General features: G+C 60.2%; 17 protein-coding genes, 2 tRNA genes and 1 pseudogene. 8 read left to right on the top strand and 12 right to left on the bottom strand.

Annotated features, from left to right (window positions below; translation table 11 throughout):
• Positions 1-434 precede the first annotated feature (434 nt).
• Both EOE18_RS12620 and EOE18_RS12615 read left to right on the top strand, forming a co-directional pair.
• Positions 435-1,799, top strand: a complete 1,365-nt coding sequence (locus tag EOE18_RS12620) for an AAA family ATPase (protein WP_127710040.1) — start codon at positions 435-437, stop codon at positions 1,797-1,799.
• Between the two features lie 263 nt (positions 1,800-2,062).
• Entirely contained in the window at positions 2,063-2,575 is a 513-nt protein-coding gene (locus EOE18_RS12615; RefSeq protein ID WP_127710038.1) for a PEPxxWA-CTERM sorting domain-containing protein, read from the top strand.
• A gap of 148 nt (positions 2,576-2,723) precedes the next feature.
• Here EOE18_RS12615 and EOE18_RS12610 read toward each other — a convergent pair whose 3' ends face one another.
• Positions 2,724-3,788 carry a ribonucleotide-diphosphate reductase subunit beta gene (locus EOE18_RS12610; protein WP_127710036.1) on the bottom strand — a complete coding sequence of 355 codons (1,065 nt, stop codon included), beginning with the start codon at positions 3,786-3,788 and terminating at the stop codon, positions 2,724-2,726.
• A 413-nt stretch (positions 3,789-4,201) separates the two neighbouring features.
• On the opposite strand from EOE18_RS12610, the gene EOE18_RS12605 reads away from it, so the two are divergent.
• The 3 genes from EOE18_RS12605 (at position 4,202) to EOE18_RS12595 (ending at position 7,712) form a co-directional block, all read left to right on the top strand.
• A complete protein-coding gene (locus tag EOE18_RS12605; protein ID WP_127710034.1) occupies positions 4,202-5,311 on the top strand; it encodes an OmpA family protein in 1,110 nt (369 codons plus the stop codon).
• Positions 5,312-5,655: 344 nt separating this feature from the next.
• Positions 5,656-7,248: a flavin monoamine oxidase family protein gene (locus tag EOE18_RS12600; RefSeq protein ID WP_246027424.1), complete on the top strand. Its 1,593-nt coding sequence runs from the start codon at positions 5,656-5,658 to the stop codon at positions 7,246-7,248.
• Positions 7,249-7,253: 5 nt separating this feature from the next.
• The gene (locus EOE18_RS12595) at positions 7,254-7,712 is read left to right on the top strand and encodes a c-type cytochrome (protein WP_181953051.1); all 459 of its coding nucleotides are present in this window, start codon (positions 7,254-7,256) and stop codon (positions 7,710-7,712) included.
• 141 nt (positions 7,713-7,853) lie between these two features.
• Here EOE18_RS12595 and nusG read toward each other — a convergent pair whose 3' ends face one another.
• From nusG to EOE18_RS12575, 4 genes are all read right to left on the bottom strand, one after another.
• Positions 7,854-8,390: a transcription termination/antitermination protein NusG gene (nusG, locus tag EOE18_RS12590; RefSeq protein WP_127710032.1), complete on the bottom strand. Its 537-nt coding sequence runs from the start codon at positions 8,388-8,390 to the stop codon at positions 7,854-7,856.
• Between the two features lie 33 nt (positions 8,391-8,423).
• Positions 8,424-8,681, bottom strand: coding sequence for a preprotein translocase subunit SecE (secE, locus tag EOE18_RS12585; RefSeq protein WP_127710030.1), 258 nt, complete (start codon positions 8,679-8,681; stop codon positions 8,424-8,426).
• A 159-nt stretch (positions 8,682-8,840) separates the two neighbouring features.
• Positions 8,841-10,337: a hypothetical protein gene (locus tag EOE18_RS12580; RefSeq protein WP_127710028.1), complete on the bottom strand. Its 1,497-nt coding sequence runs from the start codon at positions 10,335-10,337 to the stop codon at positions 8,841-8,843.
• 99 nt (positions 10,338-10,436) lie between these two features.
• A tRNA-Trp gene (locus EOE18_RS12575) sits at positions 10,437-10,512 on the bottom strand.
• Between the two features lie 140 nt (positions 10,513-10,652).
• On the opposite strand from EOE18_RS12575, the gene aat reads away from it, so the two are divergent.
• Positions 10,653-11,399, top strand: coding sequence for a leucyl/phenylalanyl-tRNA--protein transferase (aat, locus tag EOE18_RS12570; protein ID WP_281278045.1), 747 nt, complete (start codon positions 10,653-10,655; stop codon positions 11,397-11,399).
• A 35-nt stretch (positions 11,400-11,434) separates the two neighbouring features.
• Here aat and EOE18_RS12565 read toward each other — a convergent pair.
• The 3 genes and pseudogenes from EOE18_RS12565 to EOE18_RS12555 form a co-directional block, all read right to left on the bottom strand.
• Positions 11,435-11,815, bottom strand: a pseudogene (locus tag EOE18_RS12565) (DUF2155 domain-containing protein); the annotation flags it as partial.
• Between the two features lie 71 nt (positions 11,816-11,886).
• Complete coding sequence (locus tag EOE18_RS12560) at positions 11,887-12,282, bottom strand: NADH:ubiquinone oxidoreductase subunit NDUFA12 (protein WP_127710026.1); 396 nt, start codon at positions 12,280-12,282, stop codon at positions 11,887-11,889.
• 136 nt (positions 12,283-12,418) lie between these two features.
• On the bottom strand, positions 12,419-13,033 hold the full coding sequence (locus EOE18_RS12555) for a regulatory protein RecX (protein WP_127710024.1): 615 nt from the start codon (positions 13,031-13,033) through the stop codon (positions 12,419-12,421).
• Between the two features lie 119 nt (positions 13,034-13,152).
• On the opposite strand from EOE18_RS12555, the gene EOE18_RS12550 reads away from it, so the two are divergent.
• Positions 13,153-14,931 carry a fatty acyl-AMP ligase gene (locus EOE18_RS12550; protein ID WP_127710022.1) on the top strand — a complete coding sequence of 593 codons (1,779 nt, stop codon included), beginning with the start codon at positions 13,153-13,155 and terminating at the stop codon, positions 14,929-14,931.
• A gap of 153 nt (positions 14,932-15,084) precedes the next feature.
• Here EOE18_RS12550 and rpoC read toward each other — a convergent pair whose 3' ends face one another.
• The 4 genes from rpoC to EOE18_RS12530 all read right to left on the bottom strand — a co-directional run bounded on the left by rpoC (position 15,085) and on the right by EOE18_RS12530 (position 24,681).
• Complete coding sequence (rpoC, locus tag EOE18_RS12545; protein ID WP_127710020.1) at positions 15,085-19,368, bottom strand: DNA-directed RNA polymerase subunit beta'; 4,284 nt, start codon at positions 19,366-19,368, stop codon at positions 15,085-15,087.
• 46 nt (positions 19,369-19,414) lie between these two features.
• Positions 19,415-19,494: transfer RNA gene (locus tag EOE18_RS12540), tRNA-OTHER, on the bottom strand.
• An 8-nt stretch (positions 19,495-19,502) separates the two neighbouring features.
• Positions 19,503-23,654: a DNA-directed RNA polymerase subunit beta gene (rpoB, locus tag EOE18_RS12535; protein WP_127710018.1), complete on the bottom strand. Its 4,152-nt coding sequence runs from the start codon at positions 23,652-23,654 to the stop codon at positions 19,503-19,505.
• A gap of 346 nt (positions 23,655-24,000) precedes the next feature.
• Entirely contained in the window at positions 24,001-24,681 is a 681-nt protein-coding gene (locus tag EOE18_RS12530) for a methyltransferase family protein (protein WP_220446008.1), read from the bottom strand.
• 513 nt (positions 24,682-25,194) lie between these two features.
• On the opposite strand from EOE18_RS12530, the gene rplJ reads away from it, so the two are divergent.
• A complete protein-coding gene (rplJ, locus tag EOE18_RS12525) occupies positions 25,195-25,710 on the top strand; it encodes a 50S ribosomal protein L10 (RefSeq protein WP_127710016.1) in 516 nt (171 codons plus the stop codon).
• The last annotated feature ends 54 nt before the right edge of the window (positions 25,711-25,764 follow it).

Genomic DNA, 25,764 nt, shown 5'->3' with positions numbered 1-25,764 from the left:
ACTCTGGTTTGAACGAAACTCCCTGTTGCCCCATGCATAATCTCAACAGAGGAAGTAGACATTTTAGCATTTCTGTTGCTCGCCCAAGTTGGGCTTTAGCCCTTTGCTGCATCAAAGGCGCAAGGCGGGCAAACGCGACGGGAAGGACAAGAGCGCCTATCGAGCCGCTGTCCATAATCATCCAATACCAATGCAACCCGCCACCAAGGGGCCAAGCATTGAAAAAATTTACCCTTTATCGCTATATTCGGGCACCATCGGTAACGAGAACTAAGCAAACTTCCGGTCTAGCACTTAGGTCGCTTTTTCGGTTGTGGATTTACGAAAGCTTGCGTAGCGGACTGCGGCTGCTAGGTTGAAAATCATCTAATGCAGAAAACCTAAGTGGTTATTTTCCAACCAGATGCCAGCGCCAGATCAGAAGGTTGATTGCAATGACTTGGTTCAAAGGTCTGTTCTCCAAAAAGCATGCAGACGAACAAACCGACACGCCCTTTCAGGACAATGCCACCGCTCAGGACGATGGCTTCAACCGCTTTAACCGGCAGGCTGGTGCAGGCCCCAAGCATAGCCTGCCCACCTTTCAGGGCACGGCCAGCGACCAGTTGCGCGAAGGCCATCGCGGCCCGCTCGATCAGGTGCGCTTCCGCTTGCGCGATGCTTTCACCCCTTCGCGCCCGATCACCCGCCCGCAAATGTTTGCTGGTCGCACGCATATCCTGCGCTCTCTGATCCGCGCGATCGAGGAGCAGCACCTGCATGTGGTGATCTATGGCGAGCGCGGCATCGGCAAGACCTCGCTGCTCAATATTCTGGCCGATCTGGCGCAGAATGCCAAATATCTGGTGCGCTATGTCTCCTGCAGCGAAGGCGCGGAGTTCGAAAACACGTTCCGTGCCATTTTGCGCGACATTCCATTGCTTTACCACCGCGACTACACGCCCACCTCGGACGAGGCCGAGCAGGGCAAGACGCTGGAGGATCTGGCTGGCAGCGAGACTTTGACCGTGGCCCGCGCCACCGACATTCTGGCCCGCCTGTCCAACACCCGCGTGGTCATCATCCTCGATGAATTTGACCGCGCGCTCAACCCCGCCTTCCGCGCCTCGATCGCCGAATTGATCAAGAGCCTGTCGGACCGTTCGATCCGTGTGCAATTGGTGATTGGCGGTGTGGCCGCCAGCCTGACCGAATTGATCGACCGTATTCCTTCGATCCGCCGTAATATTTACGGAATGCAGATCCCTAATATGAGCGATGAGGAAATCGCCAACCTGATCCAGAATGGGCAAAGCGTGAGCGGGTTGGAATTCGGCCCCGATGTGATGCGCTTCATCACCTCGCTGTCTTGCGGCTCCCCCTATCTGGCCAGCCTGATCAGCCAATATGCCGGCATCATCGCGGTGGATCGTGAAAGCAAGCTGGTGACCCGCGCCGATGTTGTGCAGGCGATTCGCCAGTCGCTGGACGAAATCCGTTCCCGCCTGCAACCGACGCTGCATTACCGAATCGATCAGGCCTATGTCGATGGTCTGGGACCGATGTTGGGCCTGCTGGCCTGCACCGCCTTGAATGCGGGCGGGACACTGCAGCCATCCACGGTAAAAGAATTGGCAGCGACCGAAGGTTGGCAGGATGGATTCTTGGACAATTTGGACAAGAAATACAATCTCGTGTCGAAAATACCTGGCGACCCTACGGATTCTTACCAGTTCTCTGACGAAGGATCGCCCACTTACTTGTGGCTTCGCTATGCAGATCATGAAATTTGCCGCAAGGAATCAGGTAAAAATACTTAAGTGCTTTTATAGTTAACACCCCGCAAGGTTTACAGAATAGTCCAGAGCGCTACTTTTTAATATGGATTAACCCTAAACCTGGACTGCGGTTTTTCAAATCAAGTCATCTCTTTGTGTTCCAAAGGAATTCCTTTCAAATCGTCCCAATCTGGTCATCGGGCGATAAAAGCACCTGTTGCACTGCGTCATCAAATTTTGTACGCAATTACTCGGGAGGCCCAGTTAGGGACGCCCTCGGTCAGCAGATTTGAAAGGAATTCCTCATGAACTTGGGTAAGAAGGCGCTGCTTGGCGCTCTCGCTGCCGCCACTGTGGCAGCTGCCCCCTCGGCCGCTAACGCTGCCTCGATCGTACAGACGGGCTCGACCTATACCGTGTCGGGCACGGCCGTTTCCGAAACCCCGACCTTCACCTATGTGGCGCCCTATGCCGGCACCCTGACGATCAAGCTGTTCTCGTCGATCACTGGTGCCGACACCAATGTGAACTTCGCCACCAATGGCGTGCGCCTGTATAACGGCGCCACGGCTACCGGTGCCTACACCTACCTGAACGTGCTGTCCTCGGGTGCAACCGAACTGCAGTCGCTGGTTCTGGCTGTGGCCGCGGGTGACACCTTCACCCTCGCCACCAAGTATTCGTCGGCTTCGCTGGGTTCGTTCACGCTGAGCTTCGCCGTTCCTGAACCCGCCACCTGGGCCCTGATGATCCTGGGCTTTGGCGCGGTTGCCTATGCAATGCGTCGTCGTAACGCTGGCGCGCTGGTCGCTGCCTAAGCTTACGCGAAAAAGCATTCAAGAAGACGGCCATCCTTTAGGGTGGCCGTTTTTCTTTGTCCGCGCAACACGCGTATGACGCCTACAGCAGGCAACAAAAAGGGCGGCCAAGCCGAAGCCTGACCACCCTTTCCAATGCATCAAAAGCTTATTCGGCAGCGATACCCGCCGCCTTGAACATATCGGCGGTTTCGGTGTCGATACCCTCCAACGCCACCGCCACATCGGAATTCTTGGCCCGACGGCGCGCGTCAAAGCTGCTCCACACCGTGTTCCAATCGCCACGCGTGGCCCCCTTGGAATATTCGGTCGCGCGGGTTTCAAAGAAATTGGCATGTTCCACACCATTGAGCAGCGGCTGCAACCAAGGCAGCGGATGCTCCTCGATCATATAGATCGGCTGGAAGCCCAGTTGCCCCAGACGCCAGTCGGCAATGAAGCGGATATAGCGCTTGATATCCTTGGCATTCATGCCGGGCACAGGGCCCTGCTCAAAGGCCAGATCGATAAAGGCATCTTCCAGACGCACCGTCTTCTGACAGCAGTCGATAATGTCTTCCTTCACCGCTTTGGTCAGACAGCCGCGTTCCTGCACAAAGGCGTGGAACAGCTTGGTGATGCCTTCGCAATGCAATGATTCATCGCGCACCGACCAGCTCACGATCTGCCCCATGCCCTTCATCTTGTTGAAGCGGGGAAAGTTCATCAGCATGGCGAAGGAAGCGAAAAGCTGGAGCCCTTCGGTAAAGCCGCCGAACATGGCCAAAGTGCGGGCGATATCCTCGTCCGTATCCACCCCGAACTGGGCCAGATAGTCATGCTTGGCCTTCATTTCCTCATATTCGAGGAACATGCCATATTCGCTTTCCGGCATCCCGATCGTGTCGAGCAGATGCGAATAGGCCGCGATATGGATCGTCTCCATATTGCTGAAAGCGGCCAGCATCATCTTCACTTCGGTCGGCTTGAACACGCGGCCATATTTCTCGTGGTAGCAATCCTGCACTTCCACGTCGGCCTGCGTAAAGAATCGGAAGATCTGCGTCAGCAAATTGCGTTCGTGATCCGACAATTTCTGCGCCCAATCGCGGCAATCCTCGCCCAGAGGAACTTCCTCGGGCAGCCAATGCACTTGCTGTTGCAGCTTCCAGAAGTCGTAAGCCCAGGGATATTCAAACGGCTTGTAAGTCTTGCGGGCTTCTAGAAGCGACATGGATGGTACTCCGGTAAGGCGATATAGGCTCGGCATCGCCAGCGGGCGTGGGCTTACTCCTGCCACGGCCCGCTATCAATACCTAGATGGTTTGGCAGGATCGGGCACACACTATCTTGTAGCGCATTACCCATACCTACCCGATTCCCGAGGATAGCGATTTGTGCGAAACCGACGAGATGCCCTTTGGGCTTTTGCACAGATTCATCACCGCTACGGCGCAATAACCTCGGCCGGAATGGGCTAAATTCAGCTCCGCCTGAGCCGCTGCAACATGTGACAAATCCGCAACTGTTCCCGATATATCCAAGCTTGCCAGCTTACATTCCTGCCGGTAAACCATGACGCAGTGCACAAGTTAAAGGTGTTTTCACCAAAGTAACTCTGCACCCGTTCGCATAAGGGGAATTATAATGCGCAAACTCGCCCTGGGCGTGGCGCTGGCCACCTCGGCCCTGGCAACTCCGGCTCTGGCCAAGGACAAGGCCTGGTATGTCGAAGGTGACCTCGGTGCCACCATCGTTGAAAAGCAGGAACTGAAGAACAAGGCTGCTGCGACCACCATCGGTTCGTTCGAATCCAAGAAGGGTTTCGACGTCGGCGGCATCGTCGGTTATGACTTCGGCGCTTTCCGTCTGGAATCCGAAGCCAGCTATCGCCGCGCTGAAGAACTCCGCTTCACCACGCCTGCCGGCACGTCCAGCAATGGCAATGGCAAGCTGGGCGGCGGCACCGAAGCCCTGTCCTTCATGGTCAATGGCCTGCTCGACTTCGGTCCCGACAATGGCCTTCAGGGCTTCCTGGGCGCCGGCGCCGGTGTGGCTCGCGTCAAGACCTCGATCCTGACCCGCGTTCCGGCAGCCAGCGTCAGCGACAGCTCGACCGGCTTTGCCTGGCAGATGCTGGCTGGCATCCGCGCGCCCATCACCAAGAATCTCGACCTCGGCCTGAAGTATCGCTACTTCCGCGCTGATGGCGCCGATGACTTTGTGGGCGTGACCGGCATTGCCGAAACGGCCAAGTTCCGCTCGCACTCGCTGCTGGCGACGCTGACCTACAACTTCGGCGCAGAGCCGGTGGCTCCGCCGCCGCCTCCCCCGCCGCCGCCGCCTCCGCCGCCCCCTCCGCCTCCGCCGCCCCCTCCGCCGCCTCCGCCGCCTCCGGCTCCGGTGTGCAACAAGGGCCCCTACATCGTGTTCTTCGACTTTGATAAGTCGGACATCACGCCTGAAGCGGCCTCGATTCTGGACAGCGCGGTGCAGGCCTATGGCAATTGCGCCTCGGTTCCGGTGGTTCTGGCCGGTTATGCCGACCGTTCGGGCACGCCCAAGTATAACGTGGCCCTCTCGGCCCGTCGTAACGCTGCGGTGCGTCAGTATCTGGGCACCAAGGGCATTGCCGATGGTTCGATCTCGAGCCAGGCCTTCGGTGAAGCCAACCCCCGCGTTCCGACCGCCGATGGCGTGCGTGAACTGCAGAACCGTCGCGTGGAAATCACCTACGGTCCGGGTTCGGGTAACTGATCCCACTATCCTTCGGGATAGCGTGAAGGGGGCGGGGAAACCTGCCCCCTTTTTCGTGCGCGCGATGTTTACCGGCGCGGCGCGAGGTGCTTTTGTTGCTTTCCTGCATGAACAGGGTGCCCGATGGGTCGGAATAAGCACATTGGCGTATCAACAAAACTCATAACGGGGCCGAAGGGTTTCATAAGGCCAACTCGCCGCCCGACTATAAGACCTATGGTTAAATACGGGCAGCTTGCCAGCCTCAACGCCGCTTGGCACGATGCAGTCCATTCCCGCTATCCCATAGCGGTGAACCGGCCCGTTTGCGTGAACCAAGCCAGTCTTTGAATAGGGACAACCCGATGACCGATTTTCCCGTCGCGAAGATGACCAAGCGCGACCTGCTGACCATGATCGGCAAGACAGCAGGCGCCTCGGCCATGTATCTTGCCATGTCCAGTATGGGCGAAGCCCATGAAACCACTTTCACCAAACCGGTGAAGCTGGAAGGCGATGTCAAAGGCGCTTCGGTGCTGGTGCTGGGCGCGGGCGTGGCGGGGCTGGTTTCGGCGCTGGAACTGCGCCGCGCGGGCTATAATGTGCAAGTGCTGGAATATAACAACCGCATCGGCGGGCGCAGCTGGACGTTGAAGGGTGGCGACACTTTCACCGAACTGGGCGGCGCCACGCAGCATGTGCAATTTGCGCCGGGCAATTACATCAATCCGGGCCCATGGCGCATTCCCTATCACCACCATGGCCTGATGCATTATTGCACCACGCTGGGTGTGCAGCTTGAACCTTTCATGCAGGTCAACACCAACGCCTATCTGCATAACACCAAGGCGTTTGACGGCAAGCCGCAGCGTTTCCGTGAGATCAGCGCCGATTATCAGGGCCATATCTCCGAACTGCTGGCCAAGGCGGTGAACAAGAACGCACTGGGCGATGCGGTAACCAAGGATGATGCCGAAAAGCTGATCGAATCGCTCCGCAGCTTTGGCGCGCTCGATAAAGACCTCAGCTATAGCAAGGGCCATAATTCCGCCGAACGCCGCGGCTGGGCCAAGAATCCCGGTGGCGGCCTGACCGCCGAGCCGATCGCTTCGGAACCCATGTCTTTGTCCACCGTGCTGCAATCGGGCCTGTGGAGCGGCATTGCCGCGGGCATGGGCATCGACCACCAGAGCGCGATCTTCCAGCCGGTAGGCGGCATGGAAAACGTCGCCAAGGGCTTTGAAAAGCATGTGGGCGATATCGTGCGCCTCAACAGCAAGGTCGTCTCGATCCAGCAGGATGCCAAGGGCGTGGTCGTCACCTATGAGGACACCAAGACCGGCGCGCGCATGCAGGCCAAGGCCGATTATTGCATCTGCACCATCCCGCTTTCCGTGCTCAGCCAGATCGAGATGAATGTCAGCGACTCGATGTCGGCCGCTATTCAGGCCGTGCCTTACGAGGCTGGCTTCAAGGTGGGTCTGGAATTCAAGCGCCGCTTCTGGGAGCAGGACGAGCAGATCTATGGCGGTATTTCCTATACCGACCTGCCGATCACGCAGATCTCCTATCCTTCCACCCGTTATGGCATGCAAGGCCCCTCCACCCTGCTGGGCGGCTATACTTTCGGTGCCTTTGCCTATGAATTCACCTCGCTGCCACCCGAAGAACGCGTGGCGCGCGCCGTGGAATGGGGCTCAAAAATCCACCCGCAATATAAGGATGAATTCCTGAACGGCGTGGCTGTGGGCTGGCACCGCGTGCCATGGACCATGGGTTGTTTCGGCAGCTGGACCGACGATCTGCGCAAGGAGCATTACAAGAATCTGTGCCAGATGGATGGTCGCATCCTGCTGGCGGGCGAACATGCCTCCTATATTCCCGCCTGGCAGGAAGGCGGCATCACCTCCGCGCTCGATGCTATCGGGCGTCTGCACCAACGCGTAGTGGCGGGGTAAGCCTCATGACCAAGACACTTCTCTCGCTTCTCGTTCCCGCCGTGGCGCTGGCTGCCATGGCTTCTCCCGCTCTGGCGCAGCGTCCCGATGCCGCGCCTTCCACCCTGATCGCCAAGCCGACCGATGGCGGCAAGGGCGATGCCGACGGCGCCTTTATCAGCCTTGGCAAGTTCAGCGAGCCGACTGGCGAGTTGATCTACAAGCGCGTTTGCGCCGGTTGCCACATGCCGCAGGGTCAGGGCGCACAGGGCGCGGGCAAATATCCCGCGCTGGCCAAGAACAGCAATCTGGCCACCAGCCTCTATCCTTTGTCCATCGTGCTGCATGGCAAGCATGGCATGCCCGCCGTGGGCCGCATGATGAGCGACCAGCAGGTTGCCGATGTGGTGAATTACATCCGCTCCAATCTGGGCAACAAGTATAAGGACAAGGTGACGGCTGCGGACGCCAAGGCCGCGCGCTAAACCTGTTTGAACGTCATGATGCGCGGGAGGGGCAACTCTCCCGCGCTTTTCTTTGGGCGCGGCAGATCCGCCGTCCAGACGCAAAAAGGCGCGGGAAGGGTTGCCCCCGCCCGCGCCTTTTTGAAAACGCTTCGCTCTGGCTTACTTGGCCAGTTCGACGTGTTCGAAGTCCAGATCGACCGGCGTGGCGCGGCCAAAGATCGACACCGAAACCTTGACGCGGTTCTTGTCGAAATCCAGCTCTTCCACAATGCCGGTGAAGCTGTTGAACGGACCGTCCAGCACCTTAACCGAATCGCCGATTTCGAAATCGACCGACACATGCTTCTTGACCGTGGTGGCCACGGTTTCGCGATGGCCGAAATAGCGCGCAGCATCCTTTTCGGAAATCGCCTGCGGCTTGCCATTATGGCCCAGGAAGCCGGTCACCTTGGCGGTGTTCTTGACGAGGTGATACACATCGTCGTTCATGGTCAGCTTGGCCAGCACATAGCCGGGCATGGTCTTGCGTTCGACCTGAACCTTCTTGCCGCGCTTGACTTCGGTGACCTGTTCGGCAGGCACTTCGACCTGCTCGACCAGCTGCGACAGGCCAAGGCGTTCAGCCTCCAGCAGGATCGCTTCCTTCACCTTGTTTTCAAAGCCGGAGTAGGCGTGAATGATATACCAGCGGGCCATGATCTGCCTCTAATGCTTGAAATGTATGAAACGTCAGGCCAGCGACAGCAGGCTGCGCACGACAAAGCCGAAAAGCGAATCCACGCCAAGGAAGAAAAGCGCCAGAATGGTCATCAGAATGCCGACAAAGATAGCGGTCTGCACCGTTTCCTGACGGCTGGGCCATGCCACCTTGTTCGCCTCGACACGCACCTGACGGAAAAACTCGCCGGGGCTGATCCGAGGCTTGTCATTGGCAGCTTTATCCGCATTCCCTTGGGCTGCGGGGCTGGCCGGCTTGCGATCACTCATCTGCGTTTCGTCCTTCGCGCATGCGCTCTGTGTTCCGCCTAGGGCTCCGCGCCGCCCCGGATCAGGTCCGGGAGGGGCTGTGCAGAACTCCGATGTCGGAAGATGCTGGCTGATCTAGTCCTGTTCGCGCCATTTTGCAAGGGCGGCGGTAGAAAGGGCCTAGTTTCCTGCCGTTTCCGGCGGGGCAGCGTTCCAACGCACCAATCGCGCCACCAGCGACTCGCGCCCGCGCCAGATCACCACGGCTCCGGCCGGCAGGCTGTCAGGTTCGCGCGCGCCCACATACCAAAGATAATCGGCCTCATGCGCAGGGGCGAAATTGGCCAGATCCACCGGCTGCTTATGCGTCAGCAGCAGGCGCTGGGAAGGGTCGTCGAAATTGGGGCCGCCCTGTTTCATCTGCAGCATATGCACATGGGGCACGGCAAAATTGGCATTGGTCAGCGCATGGCGGCGCACCACGGCGTAGGCGCCAATATGTTCGAAATGGTTGAGTGGCCAATGCTCACGCTCCACCAGCACCGCGCTGGCCACACGCGCGCCTTGGGGGATGTGGTCCAGCGCCACCAACATCTCTTCCATCCGCGAGGAATCCTGATGCCAGTTCACCGTGGTGACCATCAGGCGCAGCAGTTCAAAACCTGCCGCCAATGCCAGAGCACCTTTCTGCATATGCGCGGGCAAGCGCCAGTCCACCGCCAGCATACAGACCATCAGGCCGGTGGTGATCAGCCGGTAATCGGCATAATCGCCGCCCGAAATATGGCGCGGCACGGCAATGGTCAGCACCAGCAACAGGCCCGCGGCCAGACCCAGCCTGGCATCCACCCGCCGGATCAGCAGCGCGACGATGAAGATGAACAGCACAAGGATCAGCGAGGTGTAATCCAGCCCGTGGTAGACATCGCGCATGGCTTTCAGCCAGATCGCCTGCTTATAGATCCACCAATAGGCGCCATAGGAAAAGGCGCTGGTGGTGCCCGGCAGCAGCTTCATCACCACCACAGGCCCCAGCAAAGGCCAAGGGGCCAGCAAAGCGATCCAATGGCGCCGCATAGCCAGCTCATAGCCCAGCACCAGCACGCCCAGCACGCCCCATGCCGAAATATGCCCCAGCCAGACCAGCAAGCCAATCGGCACAAACCACAAGGCGCGGGTCAGCGTACCCGTTTTGCGCCGGTCCATTTCCACCCATAAAGCAAAGGCCCAAAGCGCCCCCGCCTGCCCCAACGCATAATTGAGCAAGCCGATCAGCATCATCGGCGACCAGACAAAGGGCATGGACAGCAGGCTGGACAGCGTCACGCGGCGGCGCAGGGCATAATCGACCGCCACCAGCCCCGCCCCCGTCAACACGGGGATCAGGCCGGTGATCACCCGCCCGCCGCCTTCCAGCCCGAAAATCGCGGCAAAGGGGCGGATCAAGATGTCCACGCCCAGATTGCCGGTCCATGCCCATTGGAAACTGTAATAACGCGCCAGATCCGCGCTACGCCCGCCGTCCAGCATCACCGCATAACGCGCCAGATGCGCCGGATAATCGCTCATCTGCGGATAGCGCGCCACCAGCACCGGCAGGCATGACAAGACCGCCAGCGCCAAGGCCGCCCATGTCAGGCGGCGATCGGCAAGGGTCGGAACGGAGGTGGATTGCATCGAGAAGCCCTGTTTGCTTGCATTCACGCAAACGTCCCTAAGCCCGATGCCGTAATTGGCAAGGCTTGGTAAAAGGCTTCAGTTGGTTGGGAAAGAGTTTGGCAGGAGCGGAGGGACTCGAACCCACGGCCCTCGGTTTTGGAGACCGATGCTCTACCAACTGAGCTACGCTCCTGCACGTTGGGCGGCCTTTAAGGAGGTGTTTCCCACTTGGCAAGCGCTCATCGCAGAATTTGCGTAAAATTCCTGTAGTGCCGATGGGCGGACCAATCTGCGCTTTTCGCCAAGCCCCCGTGTCTGCTAAGCATTTTATCTGTGGATTGCGCCAATTTGCCTTTGATCGAGCCTTCGCTGCTGCTGCTGGCCTATCGCAGCGGCGTGTTCCCCATGGCCGATGCGCGCGATGATCCGGAAATTTTCTGGGTCGAACCCAAAAGGCGCGGAATTCTGCCACTCGACGGGTTCCACTGCTCGCATTCGCTGGCGCGTTCGCTGCGAAAGGGGGGCTTTACCGTCACCTGCAACGCCGCCTTTGCCCGCGTGGTGCAGGAATGCGCCGCCCCGCGCCCCAGCGAATCGGGGCAGACATGGATCAGCCACCGCATCGCCGCCTCCTATTGCGCGCTGCATGAGGTAGGCCTTGCCCATTCTATCGAGGTCTGGCGTGGCGATGAATTGGTGGGCGGGCTTTATGGCGTGGGTTTTGACCGCGTATTCTGCGGGGAAAGCATGTTTTCCCGCGTCAGCAATGCGTCAAAAGTGGCGCTGGCATGGCTGGTGGTCGCCTTGCGCATGGGCGGGGTCGAATTGCTCGACTGCCAGTTCATCACGCCCCATTTGGCATCCCTGGGCGCGATAGAGATTACGCAAAAGGACTATATGGCGCGGCTCGACGCGGCTCAGTTCTCGGTGTCTTCGGCCAGAGTGGGGGCAGGCGCTTCCTCGGCAGGGGCAGCCTCGCTGGCCACCGGCTTTGGCGCGGCTTTGGCAGCGGCGAAATCGGCGGGATTTTCTTCCTCGCCGGGGAATTTCATCGCGCAATCCTTGACCCAGACATCATAGACCGGATGCTGCATCACATTAAGGCCCGGCGAATTGCGGAACAGCCAGCCTGAAAAGGCTTTCCGCCAACGCAAAGGGTCGGACAGGCCCAGACGTTCCTCAATAAACACCTGAACGAAGGCGCCCACTTCCTGAGTCGTTTCCCAAGGCGCAGTGCGTTCACAGCTGGACAGCTTGACCACCACATTGCCGAAGCGCTTGGCCTCGCCCACTTTCAGCACGAAGTCATGGGCTTCATTGTTGCGCTTGTTCAGCAGGCCGATCACGGCCACGCGCTCGGCCAAAGGCGTGCCCAAGGCCGCCTGCTGCGCATTGGGCACAGCACCACTGGCCGCTACACCCTGCGGCACAGAGGTGGCGGTAGCGCTGGGGTCAGGCTGGCTCTGGTCGCCCTTGCAGGCGGCCAAAGTCAACATAACAGACCCCAACAAAACAGGCAGCGCCAGCGCGGCAGCACCAGCTTTGCGCGCTTGCGCCATGGTTTTGTTCAGCCTTCCGGAGTCCAGGCTTCATAACCCGCACGCTTGGCAGGATTCTGGCGATCCTGCGCGTGGGGGCGGTGCGCCTTGGCCGTGCCAGTGGCATTGGGGGTGTAATCGGCTTCCCAGATGCGCGGCGGGGGCAGATGGCTCTGCGGCACGGCATCATAGGAATTGTGCAGCCAGCCATGCCATTCGGCGGGCACGCGGCTCGAATCGTTTTCGCCGTTATAGATCACCCAGCGGCGTTCACGGCCGGCAAAGGCGCTGTTGGCACCGGCGGGAATCACCTTCTTGGAGCGATAATATTTATTGCCCTGATGATCCTCTCCAACCAGCTCGCCACCGAACTTGGTATCAAGCCATGTGCCAAAAGTGGTGCTTTTCCACCAGGTGAAGATCATCTCTTGCGTTTCCCTTGATTCGCTACGGGCACGGCAAAGCGCCCGAGATTTGGGCAATCGCCTAGCGCAAGCATGGGGCCAAGGGCAAGCGATGATGCGCGTAAGCCAGCGGAAAAGCGCGAAAGACGCCTGCGCCCTACCAATCCCAGACGGTCCGCCCCGCTTCTCGGGCCGCGGCATCCTGTGCCTGCGCCACCCATTCCTCTGCGCTTTCCACCTCCGCAAAATCCAGAATGGCCCGCGCCACGCCCATATCATGCCCCGCCCGCAACATGGCCCCCAATTGCTTTTGCCGGATCGCCGGATCGGCCAAAGCCCCTTCCCGCGCATAAGGCCCAAGCCGTTTCTTGCGCGCATAGGCCAGAGCCGCCGCCCGCGCCGCGCCTTGGTCGGGGGTCACCTCGGCGCGGATCGTCTCGTCAATCCCGTCCTGCCCCAAGGCCTGACCGATGCGCCGCTGGCCATAGCCGCGCCGCAACAGGCTGCCGCTTTTCATCCGCGCGTAGCTGGCATCATCCACATAGCCTGCGCTGACAAAACGGGCGACCAGCGCATCGATCAAGGCGGGCACATCCGCGCCTTCCTCTTCCCAGCCCCGTTCACGAAATTTGCGCGCCAGATAGGATTGCAGCTTGGATTCGCTGACCGCGAAACGCGCCACATAGGCCAGCGCCATTTCCTCCAGCCTTGCCCCATTCAGGGGGCGAGGCGGGCGCTTTTCGCGACGATCGGGGCGGCTCTTGTCATCCATCGGCCATATTCGTGCCACAGTCGCGGCCCAAAGGACAATGCGATTATCCGCGTGATGCGGAGCCGGAAGGCTGTGCTCAGCCCGATCACGACAAGACCCGTTAGAAAGTCCAAGACGCCATGACCGAGACCGCCACGCTTGAAGCCCCCGTTGCCGCTGGCCCCGTGCCAACGCCCAACGCCTGCGCCCTACCGCGCCGCTTCGCGGATTTCGCCACTTTTGGCGAGGCGCTGGACTATGCCGCCCAAGGCACGCGCGGGCTGAATTTCCACGATCCGCGCGGCAATCTGGCCCGCGCCTATACTTTCCGCGAATTGCGCGCTGACGCGCTGGACTTTGCCTTTCGCCTGATCGCGCGCGGCGTGCAGAAGGGTGACCGTATCGCGCTGGTGGCCGAAACCGGCGCCGATTTCGCCGCCCTGTTCTGCGGCGTGATCTATGCCGGCGCATGGCCGGTGCCGCTGCCCTTGCCCACCAGCTTTGGCGGCAAGGACAATTATATCGACCAACTGGCCGTGCAATTGGCCAGCAGCGACCCGACCCTGTTCTTCTACCCACCCGAAATTGCCCATATGGGCGATGCAGCCACCGCGGCGCATAATGCCAAGGGCGGCAACTGCCTCGGCTCGGGCTGGGATGTGCTGGCCGCCGAAGCCGCGGTGGAATGCGCCCTGCCCGCCACCGGCACGGATGACATCTGCTATCTGCAATATTCCTCGGGCTCGACGCGCTTCCCGCATGGCGTGGCGGTGACGCACGCCGCCCTGCTCAACAATCTGCGCGGCCATTCGCTGGGCATGGAAGTGGGCGAGGATGACCGCTGCATCAGCTGGCTGCCTTGGTATCACGATATGGGTCTGGTCGGCTGCTTCCTGTCGGTCATCGCCAATCAGGTTTCGACCGATTACCTCAAAACCGAGGACTTCGCCCGCCGCCCGTTGGCATGGCTGGATATGATCAGCCGCAATCCGGGCAATTCGATCTCCTATTCGCCCACCTTTGGCTATGACATTTGCGCCCGCCGCATTTCCAGCCAGAGCAATGTGGCCGAGCGTTTCGACCTGTCACGCTGGCGTCTGGCGGGCAATGGCGCGGATATGATTCGCCCCGATGTGATGCAGGGCTTTGTCAAAGCCTTTGCCCCCGCCGGTTTCAAGGCCAATGCCTTCCTGCCCTCCTATGGTCTGGCCGAGGCGACTCTGGCCGTCACCATCATGCCGCCGGGTGAAGGCATCCGCGTCGAACTGGTGGAAGAAGAACGCCTGTCGGGCCAGCCCCGCGACCTGTCGCGCCCTGCCCGCTATCGCGCCATCGTCAATTGCGGCAAGCCGGTGCTGGATATGGCGCTGGAAATCCGCGATGGCGCGGGCGCTGTGCTGGGCGACCACCAGATCGGCAAAGTATGGTGCAAGGGCCCCTCGGTCATGCACTCCTATTACCGCGACGAGGAAGCCACGCAGGCCTGCATGGTCGATGGCTGGCTGGACACGGGCGACATGGGCTATGTCAATGCCGAAGGCTATCTGTTCATCGTTGGCCGCGCCAAGGACATGATCATCATCAACGGCAAGAACCACTGGCCGCAGGATATTGAATGGGCGGTGGAACAGCTGCCCGGCTTCCATCAGGGCGATATTGCCGCTTTCAGCCTGCAGACCGAGACAGGCGAGGAAACCGCCGCCGTGCTGGTGCATTGCCGCACGTCTGACCCTGCTGAACGTTTGAAGCTGCGCAATGCCGTCGCCGAAAAGGTGCGCGGCATTCTGGGCCATCCCGCTGTGGTGGAACTGGTGCCGCCGCGCACGCTGCCGCGCACCTCCTCGGGCAAGCTGAGCCGCGCCAAGGCCAAGAAGCTGTATCTCTCCGGCGAGATTGAACCCTTCTCGCTGGCAGCCTGATTTAAGGCCTTCCGAGCTTTACCAAACGCCCCGCCTAATCCGCGGGGCGTTTTCTTTTGCGCACTATACGCGGCGATTAAGGGTAAAAGAAAACCCCGCCGAAGCGTGACGCCTCGGCGGGGTTTCTGTCTTGGCCCGTCTCAGGCGGGGGGCTTATTCAGCCTCGTCACCCTTGATGAGGTAATCACCGGCATCGGCGTCGGTCCCGTGGGTTTCACCCTCGATCGGCGCCAAAGGATCGGTCAACACCGCAGCTTCCGCACCCTGAGCCAGTTCAGCAGCGCGTTCTTCCGCAGCGCTGGTAGGGGCAATCAGATGCTCCTGCAGCTTGCGATAGGAAGCGCGCAGCGCGGCGTCACGGCTGCTGGCGGCCACGCGGATGCGGTTCATACCCGCGCCGGTACCGGCGGGGATCAAACGACCCACGATGACGTTTTCCTTCAGACCGATCAGGCTGTCCTTCTTCCCTTCAACCGCCGCCTGCGTCAGCACGCGGGTGGTTTCCTGGAACGAGGCCGCCGAGATGAACGAACGGGTTTGCAGCGAAGCCTTGGTGATGCCCAGCAGCACCGGCTTGCCTTCCGCCTTGACCTGCCCTTCGGACAGCTTGGCGTTATATTCGTTCATTTCTTCCAGATCGACTTCTTCACCCGGCAACAGGGTGGTGTCGCCACCATTGGTGATCTCAACCTTCTGCAGCATCTGGCGAACGATCACCTCGATGTGCTTGTCGTTGATCTTCACACCCTGCAAGCGATAGACTTCCTGAATTTCGGCAACGAGATATTCGGCCAGAGCCTCAACACCCATCACTTCCAGAATGTCATGCGGGTTCGGCGAGCCCGAGATCAGGTTGTCGCCCTTCTTCACCCAGTCGCCTTCCTGAACGTCGATAACCTTCGACTTCGGGATGAGATATTCGACGGGTTCCCCTTCCTCCGGCACAATCGCGATCTTGCGCTTGGCCTTATAGTCGCGGACGAATTCGATACGGCCGGAAACCTTGGCGATAACCGAATTGTCCTTGGGGATGCGGGCTTCAAACAGCTCGGCCACGCGCGGCAGACCGCCGGTGATGTCGCGGGTCTTGGCAGCTTCGCGCGATGCACGGGCGATCACGTCACCCGATTCCACCATCTGGCCATCTTCCACCGACAGGGTGGTGCCCGGAGCCAGCATATAGCGCGCCGCTTCGCCGCTGGTTTCATCCAGCAGGGTCAGGCGAGGACGCAGGTCTTCCTTCTTGCCACGGCTGGTCGAGCGGTTTTCGGTGATGATGCGCTGGGTCATACCCGTTGCTTCGTCCACCTGCTCGGTCAGCGTGCGGCCGTCGATCAAGTCCTGATACTTCACGATACCCGACTTTTCGGTGATGATCGGCGTGGTGAACGGATCCCATTCAGCCAGACGTTCACCCTGCTTCACGCTTGCGCCGGTCTTATGCAGCAGATGCGTACCATAGGGCACACGGTGCACCGCGCGTTCGCGGCCATCGGTGTCGATCAGCACGATCTCGCCATTACGGGCAAGGCTCAGCAGACGGTTGCGCTTGTCGACGATGGTGGGGATGTCGCGATATTCGACATGACCATCGCAGAGCGCTTCGAGGTTCGAGGTTTCGTTCACCTGCGCGGCGCCACCGATGTGGAAGGTACGCATAGTCAGCTGCGTGCCGGGTTCACCGATCGACTGGGCGGCGATAACGCCAACCGCTTCACCGATGTTCACCGGCGTACCGCGGGCAAGGTCACGGCCATAGCAGGTGGCGCAAACGCCCTGCTCGGCTTCGCAAACCAGCGGCGAACGGATGCGGGCGGACTGGATACCGGCCGCTTCGATCTTGGCCACAGCCGCTTCGTCCAGCAACTCGCCCTTGGCAGCGACAACCGAACCGTCCTTGAGCACCATATCCTCGGCCAAGGTACGGCCCAGAATACGCTCGCCCAGCGAGGCGATGGTCGAACCACCCTGCACGATCGCGCGCATTTCCAGCGCACGTTCGGTGCCGCAATCCTGCACGATGACCACGCAGTCCTGCGAAACGTCGACCAGACGACGCGTCAGGTAACCCGAGTTAGCCGTCTTCAACGCGGTATCCGCCAGGCCCTTACGAGCGCCGTGGGTCGAGTTAAAGTATTCAAGAACGGTCAGACCTTCCTTGAAGTTCGAGATGATCGGCGTTTCGATGATTTCGCCCGAAGGCTTGGCCATCAGACCGCGCATACCGGCCAGCTGCTTCATCTGGGTTGGGCTACCACGGGCGCCCGAGTGGCTCATCATATAGATGGCGTTGATCGGCTTTTGACGGCCGGTCTCGGCATCCACAGGCGAGGCCTTGAGCTCTTCCATCATGGCCGCAGCCACCTGATCGCCGCAACGGCTCCAGGCGTCGATGACCTTGTTGTACTTTTCCTGCTGCGTGATCAGACCGTCCTGATACTGCTGCTCATAGTCAGCCACCAGTTCCTTGGTCTCGCCCACCAGAGCATCCTTCGAATCCGGAATGATCATGTCATTCTTGCCGAAGGAAATGCCCGCCTTGAACGCGTTGCGGAAGCCCAGCGCCATGATGGCGTCGGCAAACAGCACCGTGTCCTTCTGGCCGGTGTGACGATAGACCTGATCGATCACGTCACCGATTTCCTTCTTGGTCAGAAGACGGTTGACGATTTCGAAGGGCACCTTGTGGCTCTTGGGCAGGCATTCGCCGATCAGCATGCGGCCCGGCGTCGTTTCAAAGCGCTTGAGGTAGGTCTTGCCGTTCTCGTCGGTCTGCGGCACGCGGGCCACGATCTTCGAGTGCAGCGTCACCGCCTTGGATTCCAGCGCATGATGCACTTCGGCCATATCGCCCAGCAGCATGCCTTCGCCCGGTTCGCCAATGCGATCCATCGACAGGTAATAGATACCCAAGACCATGTCCTGCGAAGGCACGATGATCGGCTTGCCGTTGGCGGGGCTGAGGATGTTGTTGGTCGACATCATCAGCACGCGCGCTTCGAGCTGGGCTTCGAGGCTGAGCGGCACGTGGACGGCCATCTGGTCACCGTCGAAGTCGGCGTTAAAGGCCGAGCAGACGAGCGGGTGCAGCTGGATCGCCTTACCCTCGATCAGCACGGGTTCGAACGCCTGAATGCCCAGACGGTGCAGCGTAGGCGCGCGGTTGAGCATCACGGGATGTTCGCGGATCACCTCGTCGAGGATGTCCCAAACTTCCTTGCGCTCCTTTTCCACCCACTTCTTGGCCTGCTTCAGGGTCATGGAAAGACCCTTGGCGTCCAGACGGGCGTAGATGAAGGGCTTGAACAGTTCGAGCGCCATCTTCTTGGGCAGGCCGCACTGGTGCAGCTTCAGTTCGGGGCCGGTCACGATGACCGAACGGCCCGAATAGTCCACGCGCTTACCCAGCAGGTTCTGACGGAAGCGGCCCTGCTTGCCCTTGAGCATGTCGGACAGCGACTTAAGCGGACGCTTGTTGGCACCGGTGATGACGCGGCCACGGCGGCCATTGTCGAACAGGGCGTCAACGGCTTCCTGCAACATGCGCTTTTCGTTGCGCACGATGATGTCGGGCGCGCGCAGTTCAATGAGGCGCTTCAGACGGTTGTTACGGTTGATGACGCGACGATAGAGGTCGTTCAAGTCCGAGGTGGCGAAACGGCCACCGTCCAGCGGCACCAGCGGGCGCAGATCTGGCGGAATAACCGGCACCACATCGAGGATCATCCATTCGGGACGGTTGCCCGAATCGATGAAGCTTTCCACGACCTTCAGGCGCTTGATGATCTTCTTGGGCTTCAGTTCCGACTTGGTGGTCGCCAGTTCCTGCAGCAGGTCCTCGCGCTCCTGAACCATGTCGAGGTTCATCAGCATATGCTTGACCGCTTCGGCGCCGATACCGGCCGAGAAGCTGTCTTCGCCATACTCGTCCTGATAGTCGAGCAGCTCGTCTTCGGTCAGCAACTGGTACTTTTCAAGCGGGGTCAGGCCCGGCTCGATCACCACATAAGCTTCGAAATAGAGGATGCGTTCCAGCTGCTTCAACTGCATGTCGAGCAGCAGGCCGATGCGCGAGGGCAGCGACTTCAGGAACCAGATATGCGCAACCGGAGCGGCCAGTTCGATATGGCCCATGCGCTCGCGGCGCACCTTGGTCACGGTGACTTCGACGCCGCATTTTTCGCAAACGACGCCCTTGTACTTCATGCGCTTATACTTACCGCAAAGGCACTCATAGTCCTTCACGGGGCCGAAGATGCGCGCGCAGAACAGGCCATCACGCTCGGGCTTGAACGTGCGGTAGTTGATGGTTTCCGGCTTCTTGATCTCGCCGAAAGACCAGCTGCGGATGCGCTCAGGGGAAGCGAGACCGATCTGGATCTGATCGAAGGTTTCCGGCTTCGCCATCTGGTTGGTAAACTTAGTCAAGTCGTTCATTTTGTAATCCTCACTGGGAGGGAAATTCGAAAAGCGCTCAATCAGTTGCCGGTGGCTGGGAGTTGAACCCGCACCCTCTTGCGAGGGACCACTGGAGTGGTGCGTCTACCGTTCCGCCACACCGGCCCTGACTGTTACTCCGCCGCCTCGGCCAGATCGTCGCCATCTTCGTCGGTCATCGACGAGAGTTCGACGTTCAGACCCAGCGAGCGCATTTCCTTCACCAACACGTTGAAGCTTTCGGGGATACCGGCTTCAAACGTATCGTCGCCCTTGACGATGGCTTCATACACCTTGGTGCGGCCCACCACGTCGTCCGACTTGACGGTGAGCATTTCCTGAAGCGTGTAAGCCGCGCCATAGGCCTGCAGCGCCCACACTTCCATTTCACCAAAGCGCTGACCACCGAACTGGGCCTTACCGCCCAGCGGCTGCTGGGTAACAAGGCTGTAGGGGCCGATCGAACGGGCGTGGATCTTGTCGTCGACCAAGTGGTGCAGCTTGAGCACATATTTCATGCCCACCGTCACCTTGCGGTCAAACGCCTCGCCGGTGCGGCCGTCGAACAGGGTCACCTGACCCGATTCATCCAGCCCCGCCTTGCGCAGCATGGCCGACACGTCGGCTTCCACCGCGCCGTCGAACACCGGCGAACCCATGGGAACGCCCTTGCGCACGTTCTGGGCCAGCTCGACCAGTTCGGCATCGCTGCGGCCCGACAGTTCATCGTGATAGCTCTCGCCATAGATGTCCATCATCAGCTCACGCAGAGCTTCCGGCGGCTGACCGGCTTCGGGGTTCGGATTGGCTTCACGCCATGCATCCAGCGCATCCCCGATCTTGCGACCAAGGCCGCGCGCCGCCCAACCCAGATGGGTTTCAAAGATCTGCCCCACGTTCATACGCGAAGGCACACCCAGCGGGTTCAGCACGAAGTCTACCGGCGTACCGTCTTCGAGGAAGGGCATGTCTTCCTGCGGCAGGATGCGGCTGATGATCCCCTTGTTACCATGGCGACCGGCCATCTTGTCGCCCGGCTGCAGCTTGCGCTTCACCGCCACGAACACCTTGACCATCTTCAGCACGCCCGGAGCCAGCTCGTCGCCGCGCTCCAGCTTTTCCTTACGGTCTTCGAACTTTTCGACGATCGCCTTGATCGCGGCATCATACTGGGCCTTGGCGGCTTCCAGCTGAACCTGACGGGCATCGTCGGCCACGGCAAACTTCCACCACTCGTGACGCTCGACTTCTGCCAGCAGTTCCTCGGTGATGTCCACGCCCTTCTTCAGACCCTTGGGCGTTGCTGCGGCCACCTGACCGATCAGCATGTCCTTCAGGCGGTTGAAAGTGGCGCGGTTCAGAATGGCGCGCTCGTCCTCACGGTCCTTGGCGAGGCGTTCGATTTCCTCGTTCTGGATCGCGCGGGTACGGTCGTCGATTTCGATACCGTGACGGTTGAAGACGCGCACGTCGACAATCGTGCCGGCCACACCGGGGGGCAGACGCAGCGAGGTGTCGCGCACGTCGCTGGCCTTTTCACCGAAGATGGCGCGCAGCAGCTTTTCTTCCGGCGTCATCGGGCTTTCGCCCTTGGGCGTGATCTTGCCCACCAGAATGTCACCGGGGTGCACTTCGGCGCCGATGTAGACAATGCCCGCTTCGTCGAGGTTGCGGAGCGATTCTTCGCCCACATTCGGGATGTCGCGGGTGATGTCTTCTGGCCCAAGCTTGGTGTCGCGGGCCATGACTTCAAATTCCTCGATATGGATCGAGGTGAAGACGTCTTCCTTCACGATGCGTTCGCTGATCAGGATGGAGTCTTCGTAATTGTAGCCATTCCAGGGCATGAACGCGACCAGCACGTTGCGGCCCAGCGCCAGTTCGCCCAGCTCGGTCGAGGGACCATCGGCCAGAATGTCGCCCTTTTCGACCACATCGCCCACCTTCACCAGCGGGCGCTGGTTGATGCAGGTCGACTGGTTCGAACGTTCGAACTTCTGCAGCGTGTAAATGTCCACGCCCGACTTGCCCGGCTCGATATCGCCCGAAACGCGCACCACGATACGGGCAGCGTCGACCTGATCGACGATGCCTGCGCGGCTTGCCGCAATCGCGGCGCCCGAATCGCGCGCCACGGTTTCTTCCATGCCGGTGCCGACGAAAGGCGCATCGGCCTTCACCAGCGGCACAGCCTGACGCTGCATGTTCGAGCCCATCAGCGCGCGGTTGGCGTCGTCATTTTCCAGGAAGGGAATGAGCGAGGCGGCAACCGAGACGAGCTGCTTGGGGCTGACGTCCATCAGCGTCACGGTTTCACGCGGCGCCATCACGAATTCGCCGTTCTGACGGGCGCTGACCAGTTCTTCGACGAAAGACCCATCAGCGTTGGTTTCAGCCGAAGCCTGCGCCACCGTGTGCTTCTGCTCTTCCATAGCGGAGAGGTAGACCACATCCTTGGTCACCTTACCGTCGATCACCTTGCGATAGGGCGTTTCGATGAAGCCATATTTGTTCACGCGGGCGAAGGTCGACAGCGAGTTGATCAGACCGATGTTCGGGCCTTCAGGCGTTTCAATCGGGCAGATACGGCCATAGTGCGTAGGGTGAACGTCGCGGACTTCAAAGCCTGCGCGTTCACGCGTCAGACCGCCCGGCCCAAGGGCCGAAACGCGGCGCTTGTGGGTCACTTCGGACAGCGGGTTGGTCTGGTCCATGAACTGCGAGAGCTGCGAGGAGCCGAAGAATTCACGCACAGCAGCCACAGCGGGCTTGGCGTTGATCAGGTCGTTCGGCATCACGGTCGACACATCAACCGAGCTCATGCGTTCCTTGACGGCGCGTTCCATGCGCAGCAGGCCGACGCGATACTGGTTTTCCAGCAGCTCGCCCACCGAACGCACGCGACGGTTGCCAAGGTTGTCGATGTCATCGACTTCGCCCTTGCCATCCTTCAGGTTCACCAGCTCCTTGACCACGGCGAGGATATCCTCGGTGCGCAGGGTGGTGATCGTGTCGTCGCATTCCAGACCAAGGCGCATGTTCAGCTTGACGCGGCCCACGGCGGACAGGTCATAGCGGTCAGCGTCGAAGAACAGGCCGGCAAACAGCGCTTCAGCGGTTTCGCGCGTCGGCGGTTCGCCAGGGCGCATCACGCGATAGATGTCGGCCAGAGCGTGATCGCGATCAGCAGCCTTATCAGCCTGCAGCGTGTTGCGGATCCACGGACCGGTCGAGGTGTGGTCAATATCCAGCAGGTCGATCACATCGATACCGGCAGCGTCCAGCGCGGCCAGATTCTCGGCGGTCACTTCCTCGCCCGCTTCGATATAGATGCGGCCGGTGGCTTCGTTGATCACGTCATTGGCGCTGTAGCGACCAAAGATTTCGTCGGTGGGGATCAGCAGATCCTTCAGACCATCCTTTTCCGCCTTGTTGGCGGCACGGGGGCTGATCTTGGTACCGGCGGCAAACACCACCTCACCGCTGGCGGCGTCGACGATGTCGAAGCTGGGCTTCGCACCGCGCCATGCTTCGGCGGTATAGGGGATCTTCCAGCCACCGGCAGCGCGGTTCCACACCAGCGTGTTGTAGAAGTGCTGGAGGATTTCCTCGTCGTTCAGACCCAGAGCATGCAGCAGCGCCGTGACGGGCAGCTTGCGCTTGCGGTCGATACGGACGTTGACGATGTCCTTGGCGTCAAATTCAAAGTCCAGCCAGCTACCGCGATAGGGGATCACGCGGGCGGCGAACAGGAACTTGCCGGACGAATGGGTCTTGCCACGGTCATGATCGAACAGAACGCCGGGCGAACGGTGCATCTGCGACACGATCACGCGCTCGGTGCCGTTCACGACGAAAGTGCCGTTCTCGGTCATGAGCGGCATGTCGCCCATATACACGTCCTGCTCCTTGATATCGAGCACGGAGCGGGTTTCGGTTTCGGCGTCCACCTCGAACACGATCAGGCGCAGCGTCACCTTCATCGGGGCGGCATAGGTGATGCCACGCTGACGGCACTCGGTAATGTCGTACTTGGGCTCTTCCAGCTCATAATGCACGAAATCGAGTTCGCTGGTGCCAGCAAAGTCGCGAATCGGGAACACGCTGCGCAGGGTCTTTTCCAGACCCGACACATAGCCGATCGCCGGATTGGAGCGCAGGAACTGCTCATAGGATTCGCGCTGAACCTCGATCAGGTTCGGCATCGGCACGACTTCGTGAATGTCACCAAAAATCTTGCGGATGCGACGCTTTGACGAAGCGCGCGAGATGGGCTGGGTTGCCATAGGGCTGTACTTTGCCTCTTTACATTGCGGGCCAAACCCATCTTTTTCGCGGAAAAAAGACGGCCAAGGCCCCGTGAAACTGCCATGCGCGGTAATGGCGACATCTGATTTTCAAACCCGAAGGTCCAAATACAAAAAGGCCGCTTGGCACCACACCTTACCGGATAATCCCGTAAGATCCTTGGCCAGCAGCCCTTTGCGTCAGATGCAAACCACCGCTTCCATTCCGCGACCAACCCCCGCGCTGGGTCAATCTTGCTCGAAGCGATAGAACCCGCTGCCTTTAGGCGGTGGGGTGGGGTGAGTCAATGTGTTTGCGCCACATTTGGGCACCCGATCCGAGGTTTCAAAACACCCCCGGCACCAAACGCCAACGCACCTTGCCCATGTAGGCAGCATAGGCCTCGTCCCGCCCCAGCAGGGCTTCTTCCGCCAGCAAGCGCAGGATTTGCGCCCACCAACCCAGCGCATAGATCACAAGGTTCATCGCGCTGGGCATCAGGGCGAAAATGCCGATATGGACGAAAAGATAGCCCGCATACATCGGGTGGCGCACAAAGCGGTAGAGGCCATCGCTTTTTACTCCGCGATTGGCCGGAGCAATGCCGAAACTGCGACGCAGCGACAATTTGGCCCCCGCCTGTACCAGATTGCCCGCCAAAACCACACCCACCGCATAGGGGGCAACCATTGGCCAGCCATCCGCCACCGGCTGCACCATCAAAGGCGCGGCGGTGGCCACCATCGCCAGCAGCCAGTCGCCCAGACGCATGGATATCGCCTGAGTCGGGCGGCGGATCAGCACGAACAGCACGATCACCGATTCCGAAATCAGCGCCAGCGGCGCATAACCATTGCCCGACGTCAGCACACGGCGCAGCAGCACCAGCCAGAGCGCCAGAATCAGCACCTGCTCGATCCGGTCCAGCACGCGCGGCGGCACGCGGGCAAAAACCTTATCGGCCCAACCTTGGTCATGCAGGGCCAGTTGGGGGCTGGACGCGGGAATCATAAAGGCCTCGATCATGTGTTCTGCACCGCCAGCTTGCGGCGCGGGCCTGTTCTGGCACAAATATGCTTAGCGAAACCCTAAGGAGGTTGGCCTAGTTGCCCGTTTGCGATTGCCCGCCCCGCCTTCGCGCCGCTTGCACGACGCTTGCACGACGCTTGACTCCGGGCGCCCATCTGCGTAATGGCGCGCTCGACTCTGGCGGGCTTGTCCCGTCGGTTTCATCCGTCCGAGACAGTTGGCGCAAGGGATACTCTCTTGCTTAATCTCCAACCTAGGCGGGGAAACGAGAATTTTTAGCAGCTTGGCTCCACTTTTGGACTTTTGCGGCTTTTGGGTGTTCGATCCGGCGCATCGCGCCTGCCGAACCCGCCTCCTTCCCTTCGTCAACGGACTTCTCGCCTTGGGCGGGCCGCGCTTTTGCGTCGCCGGACCCAAGACAACAGTAGCCGGTACGGGGGTCTCCTCCGTGCCAAATGTGACCTCCGCTTGGGGCTTGCCCTCAAACGGAACACGATGAAGGAGTTAGGCATGGATCGTTCGCAGAAAGCCGAATCGGTCGCCAGCCTGAACGCGATCTTCAACGAAGTTGGCGTGGTGGTTGTCACCCGCAACCTCGGTCTGACCGTTGCGCAGTCCACGACGCTGCGTAACAAGATCCGTGAAGCCGGCGGTACCTATAAGGTAGCGAAGAACCGTCTTGCCAAGCTTGCCGCCCAGGAAACGCCCTACGATGGTCTCGGCGATTTCCTCACCGGCCCTACCGCCCTTGCATGGTCGGTGGATCCGGTGGCCGCTGCCAAGGCAGTGGTGGAATTCGCCAAGACGACCGACAAGATCGAGATCGTTGGTGGCGGATTGGGCAACGTTGTTCTGAACGCTGACGGTGTGAAGGCTCTGGCCTCCATGCCCTCGCTGGACGAACTGCGCGCCAAGCTTATCGGCCTTGTCCAGGCACCGGCAACCAAGCTGGCTCAGCTCTCGACCGCTCCGGCGGCCAAGCTGGCCCGCGTGTTCGCCGCCTATGCCGACAAGGACGCTGCGTAAGACATTCGAGTTTCGCCAGGGGGCTGTTCCCTTGGCGGGCAAACCTTTTCTCGG

The sequence above is a fragment of the Novosphingobium umbonatum genome (assembly GCF_004005905.1).
Classification (GTDB): Bacteria; Pseudomonadota; Alphaproteobacteria; order Sphingomonadales; family Sphingomonadaceae; genus Novosphingobium; species Novosphingobium umbonatum.
Note: the sequence above shows the minus strand (reverse complement) of the source record. Positions and strands in the feature narration are given on the sequence as shown.